26 protein-coding genes and 2 tRNA genes are annotated in these 24,567 nt (G+C 38.6%); 7 read left to right on the top strand and 21 right to left on the bottom strand.

Going from position 1 to position 24,567, the window contains the following annotated elements; genetic code table 11:
• Nucleotides 1-204: 204 nt before the first annotated feature.
• From AC1M84_RS02905 to rpoD, 7 genes are all read right to left on the bottom strand, one after another.
• Nucleotides 205-1,599, bottom strand: coding sequence for an APC family permease (locus AC1M84_RS02905; protein WP_035267885.1), 1,395 nt, complete (start codon nucleotides 1,597-1,599; stop codon nucleotides 205-207).
• 24 nt (nucleotides 1,600-1,623) lie between these two features.
• Nucleotides 1,624-1,797, bottom strand: a complete 174-nt coding sequence (locus tag AC1M84_RS02900; protein ID WP_481594389.1) for a hypothetical protein — start codon at nucleotides 1,795-1,797, stop codon at nucleotides 1,624-1,626.
• Nucleotides 1,798-1,865: 68 nt separating this feature from the next.
• On the bottom strand, nucleotides 1,866-3,050 hold the full coding sequence (locus tag AC1M84_RS02895; RefSeq protein ID WP_481594388.1) for an iron-containing alcohol dehydrogenase: 1,185 nt from the start codon (nucleotides 3,048-3,050) through the stop codon (nucleotides 1,866-1,868).
• A gap of 2 nt (nucleotides 3,051-3,052) precedes the next feature.
• Complete coding sequence (locus tag AC1M84_RS02890; protein ID WP_179997739.1) at nucleotides 3,053-3,586, bottom strand: hypothetical protein; 534 nt, start codon at nucleotides 3,584-3,586, stop codon at nucleotides 3,053-3,055.
• A gap of 77 nt (nucleotides 3,587-3,663) precedes the next feature.
• Nucleotides 3,664-4,320 carry a lipoyl(octanoyl) transferase LipB gene (lipB, locus tag AC1M84_RS02885; protein ID WP_481594387.1) on the bottom strand — a complete coding sequence of 219 codons (657 nt, stop codon included), beginning with the start codon at nucleotides 4,318-4,320 and terminating at the stop codon, nucleotides 3,664-3,666.
• Between the two features lie 130 nt (nucleotides 4,321-4,450).
• Nucleotides 4,451-4,738, bottom strand: coding sequence for a YbeD family protein (locus AC1M84_RS02880; protein ID WP_481594464.1), 288 nt, complete (start codon nucleotides 4,736-4,738; stop codon nucleotides 4,451-4,453).
• 127 nt (nucleotides 4,739-4,865) lie between these two features.
• Nucleotides 4,866-6,803, bottom strand: coding sequence for an RNA polymerase sigma factor RpoD (rpoD, locus tag AC1M84_RS02875; protein ID WP_228133303.1), 1,938 nt, complete (start codon nucleotides 6,801-6,803; stop codon nucleotides 4,866-4,868).
• Nucleotides 6,804-7,100: 297 nt separating this feature from the next.
• On the opposite strand from rpoD, the gene AC1M84_RS02870 reads away from it, so the two are divergent.
• Together AC1M84_RS02870 and AC1M84_RS02865 are read left to right on the top strand one after the other, a co-directional pair.
• Nucleotides 7,101-7,307: a PA3496 family putative envelope integrity protein gene (locus AC1M84_RS02870; protein WP_092766845.1), complete on the top strand. Its 207-nt coding sequence runs from the start codon at nucleotides 7,101-7,103 to the stop codon at nucleotides 7,305-7,307.
• 66 nt (nucleotides 7,308-7,373) lie between these two features.
• Nucleotides 7,374-7,898, top strand: coding sequence for a YecA/YgfB family protein (locus tag AC1M84_RS02865; protein ID WP_179997742.1), 525 nt, complete (start codon nucleotides 7,374-7,376; stop codon nucleotides 7,896-7,898).
• Nucleotides 7,899-7,924: 26 nt separating this feature from the next.
• Here the strand turns inward: AC1M84_RS02865 and AC1M84_RS02860 are convergent, their stop codons facing one another.
• From AC1M84_RS02860 to trhO, 3 genes are all read right to left on the bottom strand, one after another.
• Nucleotides 7,925-8,533, bottom strand: a complete 609-nt coding sequence (locus AC1M84_RS02860; protein ID WP_481594386.1) for a DedA family protein — start codon at nucleotides 8,531-8,533, stop codon at nucleotides 7,925-7,927.
• Between the two features lie 67 nt (nucleotides 8,534-8,600).
• Complete coding sequence (locus tag AC1M84_RS02855) at nucleotides 8,601-8,942, bottom strand: hypothetical protein (RefSeq protein ID WP_481594385.1); 342 nt, start codon at nucleotides 8,940-8,942, stop codon at nucleotides 8,601-8,603.
• Between the two features lie 194 nt (nucleotides 8,943-9,136).
• Nucleotides 9,137-10,069, bottom strand: coding sequence for an oxygen-dependent tRNA uridine(34) hydroxylase TrhO (trhO, locus tag AC1M84_RS02850; RefSeq protein WP_481594384.1), 933 nt, complete (start codon nucleotides 10,067-10,069; stop codon nucleotides 9,137-9,139).
• Nucleotides 10,070-10,160: 91 nt separating this feature from the next.
• On the opposite strand from trhO, the gene AC1M84_RS02845 reads away from it, so the two are divergent.
• Nucleotides 10,161-10,667 carry a DUF1289 domain-containing protein gene (locus AC1M84_RS02845; RefSeq protein WP_180027954.1) on the top strand — a complete coding sequence of 169 codons (507 nt, stop codon included), beginning with the start codon at nucleotides 10,161-10,163 and terminating at the stop codon, nucleotides 10,665-10,667.
• Nucleotides 10,668-10,724: 57 nt separating this feature from the next.
• Here AC1M84_RS02845 and panD read toward each other — a convergent pair whose 3' ends face one another.
• The 9 genes from panD to AC1M84_RS02800 form a co-directional block, all read right to left on the bottom strand.
• On the bottom strand, nucleotides 10,725-11,105 hold the full coding sequence (panD, locus tag AC1M84_RS02840; protein WP_035269276.1) for an aspartate 1-decarboxylase: 381 nt from the start codon (nucleotides 11,103-11,105) through the stop codon (nucleotides 10,725-10,727).
• A 147-nt stretch (nucleotides 11,106-11,252) separates the two neighbouring features.
• Nucleotides 11,253-11,831, bottom strand: a complete 579-nt coding sequence (gene pth, locus AC1M84_RS02835; protein WP_035269278.1) for an aminoacyl-tRNA hydrolase — start codon at nucleotides 11,829-11,831, stop codon at nucleotides 11,253-11,255.
• A 19-nt stretch (nucleotides 11,832-11,850) separates the two neighbouring features.
• Entirely contained in the window at nucleotides 11,851-12,147 is a 297-nt protein-coding gene (gene rplY / locus AC1M84_RS02830) for a 50S ribosomal protein L25 (RefSeq protein ID WP_179997745.1), read from the bottom strand.
• 98 nt (nucleotides 12,148-12,245) lie between these two features.
• Nucleotides 12,246-13,199: a ribose-phosphate pyrophosphokinase gene (locus AC1M84_RS02825; RefSeq protein WP_035269283.1), complete on the bottom strand. Its 954-nt coding sequence runs from the start codon at nucleotides 13,197-13,199 to the stop codon at nucleotides 12,246-12,248.
• Nucleotides 13,200-13,235: 36 nt separating this feature from the next.
• A tRNA-Gln gene (locus AC1M84_RS02820) sits at nucleotides 13,236-13,310 on the bottom strand.
• Nucleotides 13,311-13,401: 91 nt separating this feature from the next.
• Nucleotides 13,402-13,476, bottom strand: a tRNA-Gln gene (locus tag AC1M84_RS02815).
• Nucleotides 13,477-13,481: 5 nt separating this feature from the next.
• Nucleotides 13,482-14,312 (bottom strand): 4-(cytidine 5'-diphospho)-2-C-methyl-D-erythritol kinase, encoded by an 831-nt coding sequence (gene ispE, locus AC1M84_RS02810; RefSeq protein WP_481593088.1) that lies wholly within the window; start codon nucleotides 14,310-14,312, stop codon nucleotides 13,482-13,484.
• Nucleotides 14,313-14,324: 12 nt separating this feature from the next.
• A complete protein-coding gene (lolB, locus tag AC1M84_RS02805; RefSeq protein ID WP_481593087.1) occupies nucleotides 14,325-14,909 on the bottom strand; it encodes a lipoprotein insertase outer membrane protein LolB in 585 nt (194 codons plus the stop codon).
• A 6-nt stretch (nucleotides 14,910-14,915) separates the two neighbouring features.
• Complete coding sequence (locus AC1M84_RS02800) at nucleotides 14,916-16,628, bottom strand: tetratricopeptide repeat protein (protein ID WP_481594383.1); 1,713 nt, start codon at nucleotides 16,626-16,628, stop codon at nucleotides 14,916-14,918.
• Between the two features lie 76 nt (nucleotides 16,629-16,704).
• Here AC1M84_RS02800 and hemA point away from each other — a divergent pair, with 76 nt between their 5' ends.
• Nucleotides 16,705-17,988 (top strand): glutamyl-tRNA reductase, encoded by a 1,284-nt coding sequence (gene hemA / locus AC1M84_RS02795; RefSeq protein WP_481594382.1) that lies wholly within the window; start codon nucleotides 16,705-16,707, stop codon nucleotides 17,986-17,988.
• Between the two features lie 23 nt (nucleotides 17,989-18,011).
• Here hemA and AC1M84_RS02790 read toward each other — a convergent pair whose 3' ends face one another.
• Both AC1M84_RS02790 and AC1M84_RS02785 read right to left on the bottom strand, forming a co-directional pair.
• Complete coding sequence (locus AC1M84_RS02790) at nucleotides 18,012-19,907, bottom strand: DNA primase (protein ID WP_481594381.1); 1,896 nt, start codon at nucleotides 19,905-19,907, stop codon at nucleotides 18,012-18,014.
• 129 nt (nucleotides 19,908-20,036) lie between these two features.
• Entirely contained in the window at nucleotides 20,037-21,053 is a 1,017-nt protein-coding gene (locus AC1M84_RS02785) for an outer membrane protein assembly factor BamD (RefSeq protein ID WP_481594380.1), read from the bottom strand.
• 71 nt (nucleotides 21,054-21,124) lie between these two features.
• On the opposite strand from AC1M84_RS02785, the gene rluD reads away from it, so the two are divergent.
• From rluD to AC1M84_RS02770, 3 genes are all read left to right on the top strand, one after another.
• Nucleotides 21,125-22,177, top strand: a complete 1,053-nt coding sequence (rluD, locus tag AC1M84_RS02780) for a 23S rRNA pseudouridine(1911/1915/1917) synthase RluD (RefSeq protein WP_481590212.1) — start codon at nucleotides 21,125-21,127, stop codon at nucleotides 22,175-22,177.
• A gap of 17 nt (nucleotides 22,178-22,194) precedes the next feature.
• Nucleotides 22,195-22,935, top strand: a complete 741-nt coding sequence (pgeF, locus tag AC1M84_RS02775) for a peptidoglycan editing factor PgeF (protein ID WP_481594379.1) — start codon at nucleotides 22,195-22,197, stop codon at nucleotides 22,933-22,935.
• A gap of 332 nt (nucleotides 22,936-23,267) precedes the next feature.
• Nucleotides 23,268-24,563, top strand: a complete 1,296-nt coding sequence (locus AC1M84_RS02770) for a hypothetical protein (RefSeq protein ID WP_481594378.1) — start codon at nucleotides 23,268-23,270, stop codon at nucleotides 24,561-24,563.
• The last annotated feature ends 4 nt before the right edge of the window (nucleotides 24,564-24,567 follow it).

Raw genomic sequence — 24,567 nt, 5'->3', positions numbered from 1 at the left:
ATGTAATTTTTTGCCAATCATTTTTTATTTAATTTCATGTATTTGCGTTTAAATGTGTTATTTGTCTCATTATTTTGAAATAAAGCTGCATATTATGATGTAGAGTTTATTTTTAAATAAGAAATTTTGATTGATGTTTGATCATTTTGGTCAATTTCCATGATAAAAAAAGGCGCCTAAGCGCCTTTTCTAAAAAATCAATTTTTAACGATCATTAAACTCATCATGTTGTGGAGCAGGGTATTTAAAGCCTTTGGTTTTATAACCTAAATACAAAATACCACCAATCGCCCAAATCAAACCATATTTAAGCGATGCTTGATCGACCTCTAACCACAATGCAAATACTGCAATAAAGCCGAGTAATGGTACGATAACGAAATTAATAATTTCTTTCGCTGTTTTAGTACGACCATCGCGTAACGCATAGCGTGAGATAACAGATAAGTTCACAAAGCTAAATGCTGTTAACGCACCGAAGCTAATTAATGAAATGACAAAGTCTAAATCCATAAAACCAGCGGTTAATGCGACTGCACCTACAATCATGATGTTATATGATGGAGTGAAGTTTTTAGGGCTGATGTGACCAAAAATTTTCTTATTGATGACACCATCGCGTCCCATAACATACATAAGGCGTGATACACCTGCATGTGCAGAAATACCTGATGCCATAACAGTAATGATGGCAAATGCAAGCACATAAGACTGGAACAAAGATCCACCAACCAACAACAAAATTTCAGGTTGAGTTTCTGCAATATTCTGGAAGTATGATCCCGGATTATTAGGGAAATAGATCTGCATGAAGTAAGTGCTGACGATAAAGATAATCCCTGCAATTAAAGCAGTTAAGAAAATTGCTTTTGGTAGCGTTTTCTCAGTATCTTTAGTTTCTTCAGCGAGAGAACTGAGTGAGTCAAATCCTGTAAATGAGAAGCAGAGTAATGTTGCACCTGTGATCAAGGCACCCACTGAAGTTAACTCATTCCAAAATGGTTCTAAACTCCAAAGTTGGTAGCGTTGTTCAGCAGAGATTGGACCATCCGCGTTATATCCCATTTGGAGCTTGGTATAGACCATCCATGTAAATACAGCGATCACAATTAATTGTACGAATACAATTAAGCTGTTGAAATTTGCAACAAATCGCGCACCACGAAGGTTAATACCTGTCATAAATGCTGTTAACACAATGACCCAGACCCAATGATTGACATCAGGGAATAAAGCCTCAAGATAAATCACCGCAAGGATGATGTTGACCATGGGGGAGAGCAGGTAATCTAACCATGATGACCAGCCAACCATAAAACCAACGTTAGGGTGGATAGATTTTTGAGCATAGGTATACGCTGAACCTGAAGATGGATATCTACGGATCATATGACCATAACTCAATGAAGTCAGTAGGATTGCAACAAGTGCAAAAATATATGATGTAGGAACGTGGAAATTACTTTCTTCTGATACCAAACCGAAAGTATCAAACAACGTCATTGGCTGAATATAAGCTAAACCGATAATAATGATATGCCAGAGTCCTAGCGTTTTTTGCAGTTTAGCTGCCGATTGAGTCCCAGTTATATTAGTCAACGGCTTTATCCTCTTAATCGTTGATCAAGGATCAGTCAAATCAATTAAGGATCGTTTGAGACGAACGATCCCCCCTAATGTTTTTTCAAAAGTGCGCCAATCTAAACCATATTGGTGCAGTTTGTCAGTAGTTTGTGTGAGTTTTTTAGCAGGATTTATGCCAAAAGTATTGAACTCATGAGTTAAAACAACTAACAAATGAAAAGCCTGATGTCTAAAAAAACATCAGGCTAGTTTTAAGCGTATCTTTACTTATTTTGAGAAATTTACCAAGCTTTTTCTAAGATAGATTTCAAATCTTTTAATGTTGCTTCTTTAGGGTTGAAAATGATTGATCCGTCATTTAACGCTTTTTCGGCAACTTCATCTAATTGAGATTGCGTAACTTTGCCTGTCTCACGTAATGTACGTGGCAGTTTAGTTAAATCATAAATGCGATCACGCATTGTGTTGATAATCGCAATAGCTTTATCTGCACGTTGATTTGCTGGTGTCTGTGCATAGATATCAGTATCTGCAAGCGGTAATAACAGATCAGCAATCTTATCGCCATTCACATCCTTGTTGTAATCAAGCACATAAGGGAGGAATAAGTTCATGCACAAACCATGTGGTAAGTGAGCAACGGCACCTAAAGCATGTCCAAGGGAGTGAACAATACCGACCATTGCGTTTGAGAATGCAATACCAGCCATGGTCGATGCTTGAGCAAGTTCTAAACGGGCATCAGCATCTTTTGGATTTTCCAAAACTTTAAACAAGTTTTCACTAATTTTTTTAATTGCAGCAGTAGCGTAAGCATCACTGATAGGATTCGCTGCCAAACACGTATAGGCCTCAACTGCATGTGTCATTGCATCCATTCCTGTCATTGCTGTCAGGTGTGGAGGTAATGTTAAAGTCATACGTGGATCTAAAATTGCAGCACTAGGCATTAAATATTTTGAAGCAAATGCCATTTTTTGATTATTCGCTGTATCTGAAACCACAGCAACCATCGTGACTTCAGAGCCTGTACCTGATGTTGTTGGGATAACAAAAAAAGGCTTTAATGGGCGAGGTAGGTTGTGAGCTCCTGAATATTTCAGCAGATCATCGCCTCCTTCGGAGACGAGAATATTGGCAGCTTTTGCTGTGTCGATGACTGAACCACCACCAATTGCAATGATGGCATCGCATTGATTGTTACGATACATTTCAGTCACGGCTTTTACTGTTTTTAAACTTGAGTCCGGTGGAACTTCATCAAAAATTGAGCCAATTTTTACTTCTGTCGCTGCAAAAGCAGCTTCCACTGGTTCAAGTAGACCATTGGCACGTACGCCTTTGTCTGTGATGATGAGCGGTTTTTTTGAACCCATTGAATCTAGCTCAAATGGAATGTGTTCAAGCGCAGCATTACCAGCAATCACTTTAACTGGACAGAAAAATTCATAATATGGTTTAGCCATGCTTAAGCACTCCCTTTAATATATGACTGAGCAACTTTGAGATAAATATTTGCTGCACCTGTCAATTTTTCTTTTAATGACAGATTGACCGGATATTCTTTGACTGCTAGTTCAGCGACTAATTTTGGAAGAATAAGGGCTTCCATTTTATTCAGACAACGCACTAAACGTATTGCATGACCTAAATCGCCATCAGCAATCATACGGTCATTTGCAAATGCTTGTGCAGTACTTTCTTGGAAAGAAAATACCAAAAAAGCATGATGCATATGTTTAAAGGTAATCGTTAAATCTGGTTTTTTTGATGCATGGTCGACTAAGACAAGTTGATGTTGTGGATTCACTTGTGCAATAAAAGCCGCATCACTGTTGAAAACGTCCATTGAAATCGTGAAGCCGACAGGAAATTTAGCAATTTCCTGTTTTATTTCTTCATCGACTTGACTTGCCATCGCTAAGCCTCTGCCAATCACGTCAAGCATGAGTTTGACATAAGCTTGTTCTAGCGCGGGCTTTACAGAGTTAATAGAAATCACTCACTTGTCCCTTATCACATAGTTTTATAATTTAGAGTAAATACTCTAAAATTATCTAATGACAAAGTAAAGGAGTTTTAATGATCTTTCACGATAATTTGACTGAACAGGTCACTTTTTTCGAGATAGACAATGAGGTCTTTAACTAACATATCAAAACTTGGGTAGGGATTTATCAAATCAGAGATTCTGACCATTTCAAGACCTGCATAACCACATGGATTAATAGTTTGGAAGCCTTCCAGTTCACAATCTATATTAAGTGAGAGTCCATGATAACTGCGACCTTTTCGGATTTTAAAGCCGAGAGATCCAATTTTTCTACTATCAACATAAACACCAGGTGCATCTGGTTTAGCATAGGCTTCGATACCGTATTTTTTTAATAAATCGATCATGACATTTTCTGCATAGCTGACTAAAGTACGGACATTCCAGCCTAATCGATTTAAATCAAACATAAAATATGCAACTAATTGTCCTGGACCATGCCAAGTGACTTGTCCACCACGATCAGTTTGAACAACTGGGACATGGCTAGGCACTAATATATGTTCTGGTTTGCCAGCTTGTCCTTGGGTAAGCACAGAATTGTGCTGCAAAATCCAAAATTCATCTGCTGTTTGTTCGTCACGCTGTTCTGTCATCAGCTTCATTTCATGGAAGTGATCTTCATAAGAAGTGGTTTGGGTATAGTGACGAATAATCAATTGAGGTTTGGTTTTGACATCCACGGAGGTTGAGGCTCACATTCAAAAATAAGTTTTATTATAGACAATATTGTTGAATTAAGTGTGACCTAGGCACATACTTGATGAATAATTAACAAACATAAAAAAAACACGCATGAAGCGTGTTTTTTTATTAAAGTGCAGTTTTAATTAAAGGGCAAGCAGCCAAGTCTGCATAAACTTGATGTACTTGCTCAAGCTCTTCAAAACGAAGTTGCGCAGTAATTGAATGATACTTGCCTGTACGCGATGGTGTAATTGTCATTGCATTACCATCAAAATCAGGGAAGTGTTTAACAAAAATGTCATTCACTGCTTTGCGTAAATCCTCACCTGCAAGACCAATCAATTTAATTGGATAGTCCATCGGAAACATCCAAAGATGCTCTTGTAATTCGCGTGATGGATTGCGATCGATCATGTCAGTCATAGGACACCTCATTAGTAAAAATACCTGCTATGCGCAGGTATTTAGAATTATTTGCTACACGCTTTATATTATGGGGGAGTGTCCCCCATATTCAAGCCTGTATTATCCTATGGATAGATTAGTCATTCTCAAGGAACGAACGTAAATGTTCAGAACGCGACGGATGACGTAATTTGCGTAACGCTTTTGCTTCAATCTGACGAATACGTTCGCGTGTTACATCAAACTGTTTACCAACTTCTTCCAAAGTGTGGTCTGTCGGCATATCAATACCAAAACGCATCTTCAAGACTTTAGCTTCACGTTCAGTCAGGTTTTCAAGTACCTCACGTGTTGCTTCTTTCAAGCCTTCAGAAGTGGCAGCATCAACTGGTGAAGTGATGTTACCATCTTCAATGAAGTCACCAAGATGAGAGTCTTCATCATCACCGATCGGTGTTTCCATTGAAATCGGTTCTTTAGCGATCTTAAGCACTTTACGAACTTTGACTTCGTCCATTTCAAGGCGTTCACCTAACTCTTCAGGTGTAGGTTCACGTCCCATTTCTTGAAGCAATTGACGAGATACGCGGTTGATCTTGTTAATGGTTTCAATCATATGGACAGGGATACGAATTGTACGTGCTTGGTCAGCAATTGAACGTGTAATCGCCTGACGAATCCACCAAGTTGCATAAGTCGAAAACTTATAACCACGACGGTATTCAAACTTATCTACGGCTTTCATTAAGCCAATGTTACCTTCCTGAATCAGATCGAGGAACTGTAAACCACGGTTGGTATATTTTTTCGCAATGGAGATGACCAAACGTAAGTTCGCCTCAACCATTTCTTTTTTAGCACGACGTGCTTTTGCTTCACCAATCGCCATACGTTTAGAAATATCTTTAATTTCGCGTACAGTAAGGTCGAGATCTTTTTCGATATCAGCGATTTTTTGTTGGAAAGCAAGAACGTCAGGGCGTACTTTCTCTAAGTATGGTTTTTGGTCAGCAGTGGCTTTAGCAATTTGCTCATCTAACCAAGCTGGGTTTGATTCTTGACCAGGGAACGTTGTACGGAATTGAGTACGATCCATACGACCACGACGAACTGCGTAGCGCATTACTTCACGTTCTGCTGTACGAATTTGTTCATGCGTGCCACGAATCATTTCAGAAATGATGTCAAACAAACGTGGTGTGAACTTAAACATCATAAAGACGGTTGCGAGCGACTCAAGAGCTGCTTTACCTTCTTTACTGTTACGACCATGTTTTGCGATCGCATCTTTAGTCGCATTCCACGCAGCTTCTAACTCTGCAAAACGCACTTTTGCGATTTCAGGGTCTGGACCTGAATCACCCTCAGAATCATCATCACTTTCAGACTCTTCTTCATCATCGTCATCAAGTTTTACATCTTTAGTTGGTTTAGTCTCTGTTTCTTCTTCAAGATCAGCATCAACTTCTTCTAAAACTTCTGGAATTTCTTCATCAGACTCTGGATCTAAATAGCCTGAAAGGATATCGGCTAAACGACGCTCGCCAGTTTCGTAATCTTTATATTCTTGTAATACAACTTCAACCGCATTTGGCCAATAAGCAATTGAGTTTAAAACGTCACGAATACCTTCTTCGATACGTTTTGCAATCTGAATTTCGCCTTCACGAGTCAACAGTTCAACTGTTCCCATTTCTCGCATATACATACGAACAGGGTCAGTTGTACGACCAGGCTCATTTTCTACAGATGCTAAAACTGCAGCTGCTTCTTCTTCAGCAACTTCGTCAGTAGTTTCTGCGCTACTACCATCAAACATTGCATCGTCAGATTCTGGCGCACGTTCGTGTACAGGAATACCGACGTCTTGAAGCATCTGGATGATATCTTCAATCTGTTCGCTTTCAGTGATCGAGTCTGGGAGATGATCGTTAACCTCAGCGTAGGTTAAGTAACCTTGTTCTTTGCCTCGGCTAATCAGAGCCGCTACTTGTGAAGTAGGGGAATGCATATCGCTCATCTTTGCTCTCTTCTCGTTGAATCTGTGGCGGGGAAAAACCGTGCATTCTAGCACAATTAACTTATCTTTAGTATCGTATTAACTCAGTATAATTGGTTTTGAAAACCAATGAATTAAGCTATTTAAGTCAATATTGGGTCAAAATTGTTCATTTCAAGCACATCATGCTTTTTATTTTAAACCAACAATAAGGCTCTGATCCTTGATTAAATAATGACATATTTTTTTGTCCAAAAAAAACTAAAATTTGTATAAATATCAGCGAAAAATAAAATAAAACTTGACAAGTATTCTGAACAAAGATAAATAGCGCCTAGCCCCATTCATTTTTTCACACATGAGGTAGTTTTAGTGTCTTCTACAGATTTTGAACTAGATGATAACTACGGTGATGATGATGTTAGTTTTGATGAAACTACGAGCAAAATTAGCGCCAAAGAATCATTAGAAAAGCGTCGCTTGATTGATGACTTACTTGCACAGCGTCGTTTAGATCGTGAATTGAAAGATCTTGAATATGATTTTGACGATGATGATTTCGACGATGATGAAGACTAAATTAGATTGGGTATCCTGATCTAAAGTGTTATTCTACGAAATTAAGATACAACCTTTGGAAATATAATGAGTGCATTAGATTTAGACTTGTTAAGTGACTACTTAGATGGCGACCAAAATGAGCATGGTCTAGATTTTGCTGCAACTCATGGTTTTTTGTGTGCGACAGCTGTAGGTCCTCAATTTGATCGTTGGTTGGATGAGTTATTTGACAATAATCAAAAGAAAGTGCCTGCAGAGATCGTAGCTCAAATTAAACTTTGGTTAGAAGATTTACGTCAAAAACTTGCCAATGAAGAAGGTATTGAATTTCCTTTTGAAATTGAAGAAGCAGATGTAGAGTCAAGCCTTGGGGATTGGAGTGTAGGCTTTGTCGATGCAATGTTCTTAAATGAAGATGCATGGTTCACACCTGAGTTTGAAGAGCAATTGGTTGATCTCACTCTGCCAATTATGGTGTTTAGTGGAGTTGACGAAGAAGATCCTCAAATGGAGTCTTTCCGCCGTAACGGTCAATTGATGGATGAGCTTGCAGAAGAAATTCCAGATAACTTGAATGAATTGTATTTGATGTATCATACGCCGAACTAATTAAAAAGCACCGTAAGGTGCTTTTTTTATTTTGAGTTCTTTCTTTTTTGTCTGCGGTACACAATCCAAATGATTATGCTGATCACAATAGCAATAATTAGATAGCTTACTTGGCTAAATATTTTGTGCATCATTTCAGTATTATTTCCAAAATAATAACCCACATATGCTAAAAAGGTGGTCCATATAACCGTGCCTAAACCACTATAAAACATAAACTTTGCAAAAGGCATTTTGCTCATGCCTGCAGGTATGCTAATCAGGGATCGTACTGCTGGAACCATACGTCCAAAAAAAACGATTCGATGTCCATATCTTTCAAACCATTCTAATGATTTATCAACATCAGCTACTTTAATAAATAAATACTTGCCATATTTCTCAACGAACGCATAGAGCTTTTGATCAGAGATCTTACGTCCTAACCAATACAGCGTAGCGGCAGCTAAGAGCGAACCTATACTTCCTGAAATAATGACACCAATCAAAAGTAATTGACCCTGAGAAGCGGTATAGCCAGCTGAAGGCATAATAATCTCTGAGGGTATAGGTGGAAAAACATTATCGAGAAACATCAATAGAGCAATGCCGAAATAGCCCAATTGCTCCATCACTGAAATGATCCAATCTTTCATAAGTGATTTGTATTCTAAAGTTAAACCTATGCTAGAGGTTTTTAAGAAAAAATACAGTGAAATTAAGTTAATGCATTAATTCAGGGTGTTGAATTTGTATAAGTGTATGAACATAGACTTCTCGTAGGATATAGCTGACGAGAAGGGGAGCTATGCTGATGATGAAGATAAGACTCATTGAATTTCTCATCTGAAAACCGATTGCTAAAGCAATAATTGCGCCGATACAAGCACCTAACGTTACGATAAAATAATGGGATTGGTTACGTATATGCAATTTAACATCAGAATTATGTGAATCGATATATATAAATTTTAAATGTGTCGGTACAGCTGATACACGATCTAAATGATTATGGTGAGCAAAATTCCGTTGAACAGGAAGATATTTGAATGGCACTCGATTCATGACTTTCATCCTTGAGCTAAATTTATTTCCTCGTATTAAATTTATCTGAATGACTTCATGTGTTTTGTGTTGTTCTCAAATAACTTTGTAATGGTGATATATCAGAATTGAAATTTTGTTTGTTCAATGTAAAAAGCGTCATCTACACTGTAATGTAGACAACGCTTTTGTAAGTTAAATAAAATATTTTTTGTTTAGAGGCGTTTACGTTTTGCAGCAATAATCTGAGACTGGCGCATACGGAAACCTTCTTTCTGCTTTTCTGTTGTTTTATCGATACAATAAACACATGATACGCCATGTTCGTAACTTGGTAATGCTACTTCTTCAGGGGTTAATGGCCAACCACAAGCATGGCACTTCACATTTTGACCTTCTTCCACTCCGTGTGTAACCGCAGTACGACCATCAAAAACAAAGCATTCACCTTCCCATAAACTTTCTTCAGGAGGGGTTTCTTCTAAATATTTAAGAATACCACCTTTGAGGTGATATACCTCTTTAAAGCCTTCTTGAAGAAGTAGTGAAGTTGATTTTTCACAACGAATTCCACCTGTACAAAACATGGCAATCTTTTTATCTTTATGCTGTTCAAGATTGTTTTTTACATATTCAGGGAATTCGCGGAACGTTTCAGTTTTCGGATCAATTGCCCCTTTGAATGTGCCTGCTTTGTATTCGTAATCATTTCTTGTATCGACTAAGATCACGTCATCACGTGCAATGAGTTCGTTCCATTCTTTAGGGTCTAGATAGTGACCAACTAAGTCGCGTGGCTTCACTGGAACACCTAAAGTCACGATTTCTTTTTTATGTTTGATTTTCATTTTACGGAATGGTTTTTCGTCACTGTGTGACTCTTTATATTCCATGTCATTAAATCCTTCATTTAAAAGGAATTGATGAATGACATCAATTGCATGGCGGTCACCTGCAACTGTTCCGTTAATCCCTTCATGGGCAACAATAAGAGTACCGCATAGGTTGATGGTTTTTACCAACTCAAGTAATTTTTGTTGAAGTGCTAGAGAATCTACAACTTCTTTAAATTGATAAAGTGCCGCAACAACCCAACCAGTGGTCGCTTGCTGTTCTACAGGTGCAAGCTGTTCTACAGTAGCGTTCATGGAGTACTCCAAATGTATTAATATAGGGATAAAATCAGGCGCGTATTCTAACGCGATTTTTGAAAATATGCGAGAAAGCCATAGAAAATTTATGGTTTTATATGAGGAAAATGTTTTGAATACAGCGCGTCGAATCCCTTCATTAACACCATGTGCGGGACGTTGTTCAACAGTGTTTGGTGATGCGGTATGTCGTGGTTGTCGACGTTTTAATCATGAAGTGATTCAATGGAATACTTATAATGAGGAACAACGACTGAGTATTTGGAAACGTTTAGATCAACAACTGGATCAAATTTTGGTTCCAATGCTTCCTCATGCTCAACTTTCTGAGGTGGAAAAATTCATTGAATCAAAAAGAATCCGAGTATTGGAGAATGCTTCAAAAGGCCGAAAATTATATCATGCGCTTAAAATTTGTGAAAAAAACAAGCATTTAGCAGAGCAGAGTGGTTTAGGTATTTCAGCTCCACATGTTAAACCGATCTGGACTGAGTTTGAACGTCGGGTTCTAGCTTTGGCGAATGCCAGTTATGAATTAGCTTGGTTAAGAGCAGATGGGATTAGCCAGAGCTTGCAGTTGGTGGATGAAGAGTAATTCTATGATAATTTGTTATAAAAAAACTCGCTCAAGTAAGCGAGTTTTAGTCAATCATTAAGCAACTTGGACAGGAATACAATTTGCTGTGTGATTCACAGTGTTATCTGGATTTGCATAAACCAAACGTGGTTTATGTGCATCAGCTTCTGCAACAGTAAAATCACCGAAAGTCGCGATAATAATAATGTCACCTAGATCTGCTTGGTGAGCAGCACCACCATTTACAGAAATAATGCCTGAGTTTTCTTCACCACGGATTGCGTAAGTTGTAAAACGCTTGCCATTAGTTACATTCCAAATATGAATTTCTTCATATTCACGAATACCAGCTAAATCTAGTAATACACCATCAATTGCACATGAACCTTCATAATGAAGTTCAGCTTGTGTTACAACTGCACGGTGGATTTTAGCTTTTAATAAACGAGATAGCATGGGAAGCGTCTCCTGAGTTGTTCTAAGATTGTTTTATTATCTAGAAACAACAGTTTTTTAATTTGGGTGAAGCATTTGAAAGCGCATTTTGCCCTCAAATTTTCATCGTGGCAAGAAAAATTGTTGAACAAAAATTAAATTTATCAACTACGGTTTGTAGGCATTTATTTGATTCATTGCCTGCTGAATTTCACCATTCACTAATAATTTTGTACGACTTAGTGCATGATGAATTGCATCATCAATGAGCGTTTGTTCACTTGAGGGTGCTTTACCTAGAACATGACCTGATACACGGTCTTTTGATCCAGGGTGTCCAATTCCAATACGTAAACGATGGAAGTTGGGACCTGTATGAGGAACAATGTCACGTAAACCGTTATGACCACCATGACCACCACCCGTTTTAAGGCGAATAATGCCTGGGTCCATATCAAGTTCATCGTGAGCAATAAGCATTGCTTCTGGAGAGATTTGGTAGAATTTTGCAAAGGGTACAACACTTTGACCAGAACGGTTCATAAAGGTTGAAGGTAATAAAAGTCGAACGTCTTGTCCTTCCACATTACCACGACCACTTAATCCATTAAATTTAGGGTCATTTTTAAGTGTTATGCCATATTGTTCTGCAAGACGTTCTACATACCAGAAGCCTGCATTATGGCGGGTTTGAGCATACTCTTTACCAGGGTTGCCCAAACCAACAATCAGTGAAATATGAGACACTAATTTACACCATCAACACTTATGCGCGTTTGAAGTCAGCGTGCATTGGAGTGTTTTTAGCTGGGTGACGTTGTAAAGCTTGGATTTTAACGCTTTCAACTTTACCATCAACATCAATTTCGATTACTTCTTCAAAGAAAGCGTTGTCTTCTAAGAATTTAACAAGCTGACGAAGCTCAAGTGTAATTGCTACAGGTGCAGCATCACCACCATAGATGATAGCAGGAACTTTAGATTGAAGACGAAGGCGGCGGCTCGCACCTTTCCCTTGTACTGCTTCTTCACGTGCTACTGCATTTAATACGAAGTTTGCCATGAGAGACATCCTATTTAAGTTAAGTGAACTAGATCTGCGACCGATCTAGTGATAGAAAGCCCTACCAAAAGGCAGGGCTTTAAAATTTTAGCGCTCTATTATAGATAAGAATCAAACATTGCGCTAATAGATTCTTCGTTGTTAATACGACGAATTGTTTCAGCAACCATACTCGCAACTGAAACTTGGCGAATCTTACCAAGAGCTAAAGCTTCTTCTGAAAGCGGAATTGTATCTGTCACAACAAGTTCGTCGATAACAGAGTTTTTCAAATTCTCGATCGCTTTACCAGATAAAACAGGGTGAGTAGCATATGCTACGACACGACGCGCACCAAAAGTCTTCAATGCATCAGCGGCTTTACATAAAGTACCAGCTGTATCAACCATGTCATCAACGATCACGCAGTCGCGATCTTTAACATCACCAATCAAATGCATCACTTGTGATTCATTTGCTTTTTGACGACGTTTGTCGATGATAGCTAAATCGATATCGCCCATTTGTTTCGCAACAGCACGAGCACGAACAACACCACCAACGTCTGGCGAAACAACCATAAGGTTGTCATGAGACTGTTGACGTAAGTCAGCTAAAAGCGCTGGCGTACCGTAAATGTTGTCTACAGGGATGTCGAAGAAACCTTGAATTTGGTCAGCATGAAGATCGATCATCACAACACGGTCAATACCTACAGTTGTTAGCATATCTGCTACTACTTTTGCGGTAATTGGAACACGTGAAGAACGAGGACGACGGTCTTGGCGAGCATAACCGAAATAAGGAATCACAGCAGTGATACGACCAGCACTTGCACGACGCAATGCATCTGCCATCACTAAGATTTCCATAAGGTTATCATTAGTTGGAGCACAAGTAGGCTGAACGATGAATACGTCTTTACCACGGACATTCTCAGTGATTTCGACAGCGATTTCACCATCAGAGAATTGACCTACAGATGCAGCACCTAGAGGGATATGCAAGTGGCTAACGACTTTTTGGGCGAATTGTGGATGCGCAGTTCCACTAAAAACGACAAGATTGGGCATGAAGCACCCTTGGCGGTTGAAATGTATAGAATGAGATGGCAGGGGCGGCTGGATTCGAACCAACGGATGGCGAGATCAAAACCCGCTGCCTTACCACTTGGCGACGCCCCTAATGCGGCAGAACTTTAATGGTTTTATATGGGTTTGTCAAGGTTGTTTGACTCAACTCATGATACCAATGTTCTGTCTTTTTGAACTAAATTGGCAGGGGCGGCTGGATTCGAACCAACGGATGGCGAGATCAAAACCCGCTGCCTTACCACTTGGCGACGCCCCTATCATTTAAACGATGATTTGATTCAATGGTGATTGTTCTAAACTATTCACTAAGTAAGCTTTACAAGGTGAATGAGCAAGAATGTCATCAATGTTCATTTCAGTCGTTACTTCAGTAAAAACACAAGCACCTGTACCTGTAAGTTTTGCAACACCGAACTGATCTAAATATTGCATTGCTTCATCGACTTCAGCATATAGACTTCTTGCCAGAGGTTCAAAGTTATTTCTGAAATCAGATGGCTTTATCTGATAGGCGCAAAATTTAGAGGTCTTCGTGTCTCTTGTCAACGATTTTTGTGAAAAAAGCAGTTGAGTGCTGATAAAACAGTCAGGTTTTAACACAATGTATTGTTTTTGATCTAAGTCTATGAATGTTAAGTGTTCACCAATACCTTCTGCCCATGCATTACGACCATGGATAAAGATGGGAACATCAGCACCCAGTTGTACACCAATTTCTGCTAATTGATCACGATTTAAGCCACATTGCCAAATTTGATTCATGATTAATAATGCGGTAGCCGCATTTGAAGAACCACCACCAAGTCCTGCACCCATCGGTATATTTTTTTCGATGTTGACATGGATGCCTAAATTTTCACTTTTGGCATAAGGTTTCAGCATCATAATTGCACGATAAATCAAATTTTGCTCAAGACTTACTTCTGATAAGCCTGCAATGGAGATAGATTGATTAGAGCTTGGTGTAAATTCCATCCAATCACAAAGATCTATCAACTGAAAAATGGTTTGCAATTCATGGTAACCATTTTCACGGCGCCCCGTAATGTGTAAAAACAAATTCAGTTTTGCAGGGGAGGGTACACGAATCATAAATAATCAAACTTAACGATTTTGAATTACCATTGTAATACGATTTTCAGTTCCATCTTCAAGTTGTTGCTTCAAAATCAAACGGTTTGGTTGTGTAGATTGACCGTTGTAAGATAATTGAATATGCCAACCTTGTTCTTTAATTTCACTGATTCGCATCGATTCGTCTTTTTGAATTTCAGCTTCTTCTGTTGCTTGCTTAGCTTGTACCCAATCGACTAAATAAGTAATTGGTGCTTCCCAACCTGTTGCACGAAACAATAACTCTTCAGGTGAGTTGGCTGTAATTTCACCAGTTTTGGCACTGTTCAGTGTCACTTGACCAGGTTGACCTGAGATTTGAGTTTTACCGACTCCAAGAATTCCGCTTAACTCGATATCAAACTGTTCATCTTTCTGTTGCCAAGTAAAAAAAGCACTGCCTGATTGCTTGGGGGTCTTAACGCCAATTTTACCCTGAAGATTAAATTGATTTGATTGTTCAAGGTTTTGCGTTGTTGGCAGTGATGGTTGAGTTTGAATTGATTGACAGCCAGCTAACCCAAGAAGCGCACTACTTGTGGCAATCAGCAATAAGGATTTTAAATTTAAGATCATACAGTATTAACTCTTTTTGATATTTTGTGGCAACAATAAACTATCGAGTTGATCCAATTGAGGATGATTTGGATGATTTTGATGGAGTTGATGTAACACTTGGCTAAATTCTTCCAGTGAACCCAGCATGTAAAGCGATTTAGCATATCGAATGCCGATATTTGGACTTTGGCTGAGTTGATATGCTTTCGCAAGTACACGGGTGGAAGTGTCAAAATCGTTTTGAAGAAAGCAGATATAGCCTAAGGTATCTAAGATAGATGCTTGCTCTGGGGCATTGTCTAAAGCTTGTTCGGCATATTGTCTCGCCTCATCTAAACGACGATTTTGCAACGCCAGAGTATATGCATACGCATTTAGATAAGTTGGACTATTGGGTTCAATCGTGAGTAATTTTTTAAGTAATTCATCTAATTGATCGCGATCCGTAAATGGATCAAGTAATAAGACTTGAGAATATAAAATTTCAGGGTCATCAGTTAAGTTTTTAGCAGCTTCTTTGAGTAAGCCCAAAGCAGCTTTGTTATTGCCCATTTTTTTGAGTATTTCAGCTTGTGCTTGGTATAAGAAACTCGCATGTTGAGGGTAATTCACTCGCTCCTGAGTCAGAAAGCGCAGCGCATCACTTAAGCGATTTTGTTTGTCATAGATTGAAATTAGATTTCGTCTAGAAACCATATATAAATTACCATCTACGAGTCGATAATAAGCTTTAGCTGTTTCAAAATGTTGTTTTCGTTCAGCATTCAATGCCAAATAAAAATAAGCATCATTTTGATATTGTCCAGATGCACGTAGTTCGACCAAATACTGTTCAGCAAGCTCATACTCTTTGAGATCAATTGAGGTTAGACCTGCGATAAAAAGTGCTTCTTCCGAATCTGGCCATTTTTTTATGATGCGTTTTAATTTGCTTAAAGCCTGTTCATTTTTATCCAGTTTAATTAAGTAGCGGATTTCAGCCAGACTGAGCTCTAAATTATTACGATTTTTACGAGCACTTTTTTCAAACCATTTTAGCGTCTCTTCTTCGTTGCCTAAAGCCATGAGTAAGTTGGCTTTAAGTAAGATAAACCCAGTTGATTTGGGGCGTTTTTTTAATGCTTTATTTAAAGTAATTAAGGCATTTTCGATTTCATTATTTTGTGCTTGTAAACTCGCAATCAAGACGAGAATCGAAGGATTGTTACGCGTTTTACTATTATGTAAAGTATTTAATAAATATGCTCGATCCTCAGGTGATTCAGGAGAAATGCCTTCAAGAATTTGTTCTAAATCTGACTCAGGATCTAAATTTAAAATATCATCGAGCACATCCGCAGCAAGTTCATATTCGTGTGACTTTAATGCGATATGCGCAAGATAGAATTTTGCTGGTACATCTTTGGGTTCTTGCACGACCCAATGGGTTGCAATATCTAAAGCGGCTTGTAAATCGTTTTGTTCGAGTGCGACGTTAAGTGCACGTTGTTTTAAAGCCGTTGAGCTAGTTTGGATCGCAAGTACGGTATAGTTGTGTAAGGCAGTCTGTGTGTCATGTGCCGCTAAAGCAAATTCTGCAACCATCGCCTGTTGTAAAACTTTATGATTTAAATTGGCGTGGTAAAATTCTCCAGATGCTCTAATATGAGCACTGTAAGTCATGCTACTCACCAACAAGAGTGTGGTAGAATACTGTCGAATTGTCATGCCGGTTATGCGGCTCATTGTTTGACGCAATTTTTTTATCCAAGTACTGCTTTTTATGACACCGTTATTGCACAATAGCATAAATTTAGCGAATTGATGATCTGATATGTCTTTCTTTGCATTGGGTGTCAACCATCAAACAGCCTCAGTTGAATTACGAGAGCAAGTTGCTTTTAACCCTGAAAAGTTAAAACTGTTGTTGACTGAACAAAGTCACCATGACCAACTTAACGATATGGTTGTGGTGTCAACCTGTAATCGTACTGAAGTCTACGCCATCGCCGAAAATGCGGACATGGTATTAGATTGGCTCGCTCAAAAAAATGGCATTGATGTAAAACAATTACAAAATCATATTTACCGTTATGAAAATACAGATGCTGTGACACATTTGATGCGTGTGGCATCAGGATTAGATTCACTTATGCTTGGTGAGCCTCAGATTATGGGGCAAGTTAAGTCTGCACTTAATCTAGCAAAAGAGTCTGAAGTTGTTTCACAAAATTTAAATCGTATTTTCGAATATGCATTTTATGCTGCTAAGAAAGTGCGTTCAGAAACAGCGGTCGGTAGTCATGCTGTATCCATGGGTTATGCGGTAGCACAGTTAGCACTACAAGTTTTTAGTAAGCCTGAACAATTAACTGTCATGGTGGTTGCAGCAGGTGAAATGAATAGCTTGGTTGCAAAGCATTTAGCCGAAATGGGCGTTGCTAAAATTTTAATTTGTAACCGTGGTCAGGAACGGGCGGAAATTTTAGCGCAAGAAATATCACATCGCGTTGCGGTTGAAATTATTCCTTTTGCTGACTTAGCTCAAAATTTACATCGCGCAGATGTGATTTCAAGCTGTACAGGAAGTTTACATCAGGTCATTTCCTATCAAGATGTTAAGTCAGCACTCAAAAAACGTCGTTACCGTCAAATGTTGATGGTGGATTTGGCTGTTCCTCGCGATATTGAATCTAAGGTTGAAAATTTGGATGGTGTTTACCTTTATGGGGTGGACGATCTTCAAGGTGTTATTGATGAAAACTTAGCGCAGCGACGCCAAGCCGCTGTTGAAGCTGAAGTGATGGTCAATCAACTAGCAACACAATTGGTGACTCAGCAGAAAGTTTCACAAGCTGGAGCGACAATTAGTGAGTATCGTGCTCATGGAGATAAAGTTAAAGCATTTGAATTAAACCATGCATTAGATCGTTTAGCCTCTGGCGATGATGCAGCCATTGTCATGCAGGAAATGGCGCATCGTTTGACGCAAAAGCTATTACATCCTACATCTATCTTACTCAGAGAAGTCGCTAAAGATGAAAATCCTGATGTCTATGAAACGATTAAAGAACATTTAGAAGATATTTTTAGTGCTCAGCGAAAACTAAAAAAATAAAAGCGGTCACTGACCGCTTTTATTTATTCATGTAGTAAGCGTAGTCCAATTTTTTTGGTTAGCTCATTCAGTTGTTGTCTTAAGTTTTTAGACTCATTTAATGATTTTGCTGCTTTAAATTTGATTCTCAGATATTTTTCTTGAAGTGAAAGCGAGTATTCTGAGGCAAGTTTATCAGCCATTTCAGGGGCTTCAGTGAGTGTTTGAATATTGGTACGTTTTAAAATCTCAGAGAGTTCATGATGAAATGGGCTACATGCACCCAAAATATAATAACTCGCCAACTCTTGGTCATCTGGCAGATCATCAAAAATGACATTAAAGATTTTTAATACTTTTGCAAGCAATTCATCTTCAGGAATCACTGCGCGTAATACTTCAAAATGAATATAAAGAAAAGGATGGTACAATAACATTGCCACTGCGAAATCTTCATCTCGTGTGCGAATATTAAATGATAATGAAGCGTCAAGACTCACTTGAGGCTGCCACTTTTTATTGAATCCTAATTTCTCTTTGAAATATTGACGAATCAAATAGCGATACGAACCTTGCTTAGGCATCAGATTGGTGAGTTGATTTAGCTCAGCCATGACCTGACTTTTACCTTCAGGTGTATTAATTTGATATTGTTGACTGAGAAGAGAAAAAGCAAACTCTGATAAGAGTGGTGATTGTTGCCAAAGTCGATTGAAAGTTTCAACACCGTCCTTACGAACTAATGAGTCAGGATCATGCTCCGCAGGTAGAATAAAAAATTTCAGTTCACGACCATCATTTAAGAGGGGAAGTGCAATTTCTAAAGTGCGTCGAGCTGCTTTTTGACCAGCCGAATCACCATCAAAAGCAATAGTTAACTGATTGTTTTGTTTAAATAATAGATTCAAATGATCAGCATTGCTCGCCGTCCCCAAGGTGGCAACTGCGCCAGGAATGCCAGCTTGCTGTAATGCGATGACATCCATGTAACCTTCAACCATTAACCAATGATTGGCTTTGAGCTTACGACCTTCATATAAGCCATAGAGTAGTTGGTTTTTATGGAAAACTTCAGAGTCAGGCGAGTTGATATATTTGGGTTTGATCTCGTCATTCAATGCTCGTCCACCAAATCCGACAACGCGACCTTTTGCATCACGTATAGGAAAAATGACACGTTCTCGTAGTAGATCAAAATCACGACCAGAATCACTGGTTCTGATCAAACCGAGTAGTTTTAATCCTTCAATATCTTGCGGAAATGCTTTTTCAAGATGTTGCCAATCTTCTGGCGCATAACCTAATCGCCAATACTTAATCGTGGTATCACTTAGTCCGCGTCGCTGAAAATACTGTTGCGCAATTTGGCTATTTGGAAGTTGTTTTTCATAAAATAAAGCAACATTTTCAAGAAGATCGTATAAATTACCTTCAGGTGCGACCTCAACTGAATTCAAGTCATCTGAATTAAATTGATACTCATCGAATTCATAGTTTTGAAATGCTTCAAAAGGATCTACATCAAAAGCTGAAGCAGGCGGAGAAATGATTTCTCCTGCATCTGCTTCAATGGGTGCCTGCGGTTGCTTTTCTGGGTTAGGTTTAATAGGTTCTCTCTTGTATGAGAGTTTTTTATTGTCTTGATTGTCTTTAGGTAATTCGATACCGGTTTGGCTTGCCAGGTCTTTAATCACCTCGATGAAATTGCGATTATCAATATCCATCATAAAGCGAATTGCATTTCCATTGGCTTGGCAACCGAAACAGTGGAAATATTGCTTATCACGGTAGACGTGAAAAGAAGGCGTTTTCTCTTGATGAAAAGGACAACAGCCTGAATAGGTACGACCTGACTTTTTTAATTTCACACGTTGGCCAATAAGATCGACGATGTCAGTTCGATCTAAAATTTGATCAATCGTATGTTGTGGAATTGCCATAATTAAAAAGCCAGAAGAATGAGGAATAAAGTGATTGAATTAAGTCTATCCTAAACACTTAAGACGATAAATAAAGCCATGCAATAAAAAAGGTGGGTAATCCCACCTTTTTTGATTCATAAGAATGGATTATTGACGCTGTGGGTCGTACATACTTTCATTTGCTGGCGCACTTTCCACATTGTGATCTTTATTACCAAGCAAGCCAAAGCTTAAGCGATTCAATAAACCGGGTTGTGTATTGGTGTTGCCAGATTGCTCTGCTGATACTTCTGCCGTTGTTTGGCTGCGTGCTTCACGACCTAAAATACCCAAGGTTGCACGATTTAACCAACTTCCATCTTTACGTGCTGCGCGTAAATCGACCTCACCATTAGACTTCACAAGATGAGGGTAGTTTAGCTTTAGCACTTCAACGTATTGTTGAGATGTTGCCTTGTCACCGAGTTTATCGTATCCGTAAGCAATCGTTGCAAGCGCTTCTGGTACTTGAGGTGTTTGAGGAAAATGTTCCACAACCCATTGTCCACGCTCAACTGCTGCAAGCCAAGCTTTACGCTTTAAGTTAAAGCGAGCCGCATTCATTTCACTTTCAGCAAGTTCTTGACCAATAAATTTCATGCGCTGAGCAGCATCTACAGCATACTGACTACTTGGGAAACGACGAATGAAATCAACAAAATTTTGATATGCAACTTTTAAATAGCTGACATCACGATGAGCCTGTTGGAGTGATGTATAGCGGATGAGACCATCATAGTTTTGCTCCATATTCGCCACACCACGAACATAGTAAGCATAATCAACATTAGGATGTTGAGGATTTAAACGAATAAAACGGTCTGCTAGCGCAATAACAGCTTCATAGTCTTTTTGTTGAAAACGAGCATATAAAAGATCGAGTTGAGCTTGTTGAGTATATTGACCTGTAGGGTAATAAGTTTCAATTGCTTCTAATGATTGTGCTGCATCGCTATATTGACCACGATCTAATGCTTTTTGTGCTTTATCGAAATAAGATTGTTCGGTTGATTTAGGTCCAGTATCCACAACATCCTTCTTGGGATTACTGCTACAGCCCACAAATGTTGCTGCTAAGCCTAGCGATAAAGCAAGCATTGTAACTTTATAACGTGGTAGCGACATAAAAATTCCTCTGTTTATACGGGCAATAGGCTACAATTGCACTATTAAACCACTTTTGTCCGAATGAGCAAATGACTTCAGCACAAACTTCTAATTCTAATTTCCCAGAAATCGACATCAATTTACTTGAAGATTCTGAGGATGCAGATAACCATACTTCAGCCCCAACTGCAACACGTTTATCGTTGCAATTTCAAGTGGATGAGAGTTCTCTTGGTCAGCGAATAGATCAAGTTGCAGCACTCGCTTGGAACGAATTTTCGCGTGAAAAATTGAAACAATGGTTGAAGGATGGTCATTTGTTGGTAAATGGTCAAGTTGTGAAACCAAAATATAAAAGTGAAGGGAATGAGCTACTCACGCTTGATGTAGAGCTTGAAGCCCAAGTCACCAGTCAACCTGAAAATATCCCTTTAGATATTATTTATGAAGATGATGACATCTTAGTCATTAACAAGCCAGTGGGGATGGTTGTACATCCTGGCGCAGGAAACCCGAATGGTACTTTGGTTAATGCACTTTTATATCATTTTCCTAAATCAGCAGAATTATCTCGAGCTGGTCTAGTACACCGTATCGATAAAGATACTAGTGGTCTCTTGGTTGTAGCTAAAAATTTAGAAGCTCAATTTTCCTTAAGTAAACAGTTAGCGAAAAAATCAGTTTATCGAATTTATGATTTAATTTGTTATGGCAATATTATTGCAGGCGGTAAAATTGATGAGCCGATTAAACGTCATCCTGTAGATCGTGTAAAAATGGCGATCTTACCAGGTGGTCGTGATGCCGTGACTCACTATAATGTGAAAGAAAGATTCCAAAATTTCACACGTGTTCAAGCACAATTAGAAACTGGACGTACTCATCAGATTCGTGTGCATTTCACTTATATTGGTTTCCCTTTGGTCGGTGATCCAGTTTATGTCAGTCGTGTCAAAGTACCTGCGGGTGCTTCGGAAAAACTTGCTACTCATTTACGAGAGTTTAGACGTCAAGCACTTCATGCATCAAAATTGGGGTTAGTACATCCACGTACAGGTGAAGAAATGATGTTTGAAGCACCATGGCCTGAAGATTTCACAGCATTACTTGATACTCTTCGTACGGAAAATAAGGCTTACTAAATTAAAGGAAAGTTGACATGCAAATTGTGCAAGGTTTGCCCGAAGGTGTTGTGGTAGGACAAACAGAATTAAGTCACCCTCACGCACTTAAAACACCACAGACTGACTTAGAAGGTTTTAACTTGGCGTTGCATGTAAATGATCAGCCAGAACGTGTTCATCAGCATCGAATGTACTTGTTAAATGACTTCTCGGTCTATGGGGTGAATCGATTGACTTGGATGAACCAAACGCACAGTACAATCTGTCATGTTGTAAATGATGACATGAGCTTACACGCTCTAAATGGCGATGGTTTAGTGACACAACAAAAACATCATGCATTAATGATGATGACGGCAGATTGTTTGCCAGTGGTTCTCGGTAATAAAGATGGTACTGAAGTCGCTAATTTGCATGCAGGTTGGCGAGGATTGGCAAATGGTATTATTGAAAATACAGTCAATGCCATGAGCACTCAACCCTCATGGGCGTGGTTAGGTGCGGCAATTAGTCAGCCATGCTTTGAAGTGGGTGTGGAAGTAATGCACACATTCTGCGATAGGATTCCAGAATTGAGCTCAGCATTTCAAAAGGGAGATCTAGAGGGTAAGTATTACGCAGATCTGTATGCGATTGCTCGCCATATATTGAAAAGTTTAGGGGTGGAACAGGTTCTTGGAGGTGAGCGATGTAGCTACACGGAGGATCAAACATATTATTCTCATCGCCGTAATTCCAAAACTGGACGTATGGCGACATTTGTCTTCATGGAGTGAACAGAATTTATTTAGTTTCGATCAGATCGTCTGGGTATTTAAGTGATGACTTTCTTAAAGCTCATCATCTTTACTTATGTTTGAGATTTTATTTAATCACTTCGATCTGTTGTTTATTTAAATGAAAGATTTAAATAAAAATACATTAATTTACAAGTTGCTAAGTTGATATAAGTGATTCATAACTAGACCATTTTTTTGAAATATGAATTATTTAAATACAAAAAATGTTAGATCAATCACAATTTGATAGAAAAAATTTATATAATAGTGAATATTACATTGTCTTTTTATTAGACAAGACATAAAAATAAAAAATTGTGGAGACAATGATGATCTTAATAGGATTAGCGAAATCAAGAAATTTTTGTATTCCTGTCATCTATGGATTGACTTCAATAACATTAGCGTATGCTGCTCCAATGCAAGAACTGACTGACGCTGAACTTTCACATGTTGAAGGTAAAGCACTCATGAGCTTAAGCTATATTTCACCTGCAGATTCCGTCAATAAGAATCCTGGTCAAAATATTGGATTTTATAAAATGGGAATGGAAGCCCAATTAGATTTAAATGCTAACATCAAAAGATTGCAACTTGGATGCGGTGGAGTAAATGGTGCAAACGGTTGTGATATTGATATCGATAACTTAAGTTTGTCAGGGGTTGCAGAAACTCGTGAAGGACGCGTCCAATCAAGTGCCCAACTAACCAATCCATTTTTAGAGTTTGCTATAAAAAACCCAGATTCAGCTTCAACACGTGAAATGGTTGGTGTTCGTTTAAGTGCAGAAAAAGTACTAGGATTATTAACGCTTGGTAGTGAGAACTCTGAAAAACCAAATGGTATCAATAGTTTAAGTGGTTATCTGAAGATTAAGGACGCTGTTGGAACTGCGACAACAGCAGCTCGTTCTGGTGTAAATTTTAACAATCTTGGAGAATTAGTTTACGGAAAAGCAAAGAGTACAACAGGTTTCGTAAGTGCAGACTTTACGTCTAATGATTATGCTTTAAATTTAGCTGAGGGAAGCGGCTCTTTAAAAATTAATGGCCAAACTATTAGTGGTAACAGAATATCAAATGTCTATTTAACAGGTGTTGCTCGAATAGATAACATTGCATTGTCAGGTAAAATTTCTGCAAATGCTAAACTCTGGGGGCTTGTGCCTATACCACTATCTGGTGACATTACGGGTAATGTTTCAAACCTAAATGTAGATGTTAAAGTTTCAGAGAACCTTGGATATATTCACCGCTTACCTTTGAGCAATCCATTTTCTCTATCGATGCAAAAACAAGATATACATTGGACTGGAGCGAGTGTTGCTGCTCAGACAGGTTGGTGGCTTTCAATCGAGGACCCAATTGATATAGGTAATGTTACTCCGAGTCAAAAAGTGATTGTGACAGATGCAGTGATTAAACAAGTTGTACCGCTAATTAGTAATTATTTACAGGCTAATCCAATCGAATGTGGTTTTTTAGCAACAAGTTGTTTAGCAGGTAATTTTAGATTAGGTGAGGTTCCATTAACAAATTCAAGAGTGAATATGGATTTGGTAAACTTACAGTTAAAAAATCAATCCTTTGCCCCAAACTGTTATGGAAGTTTAAAATTCTGCTAAATAA

Source organism: Acinetobacter sp. 24-47-66 (assembly GCF_056779755.1).
Note: the sequence above shows the minus strand (reverse complement) of the source record. Positions and strands in the feature narration are given on the sequence as shown.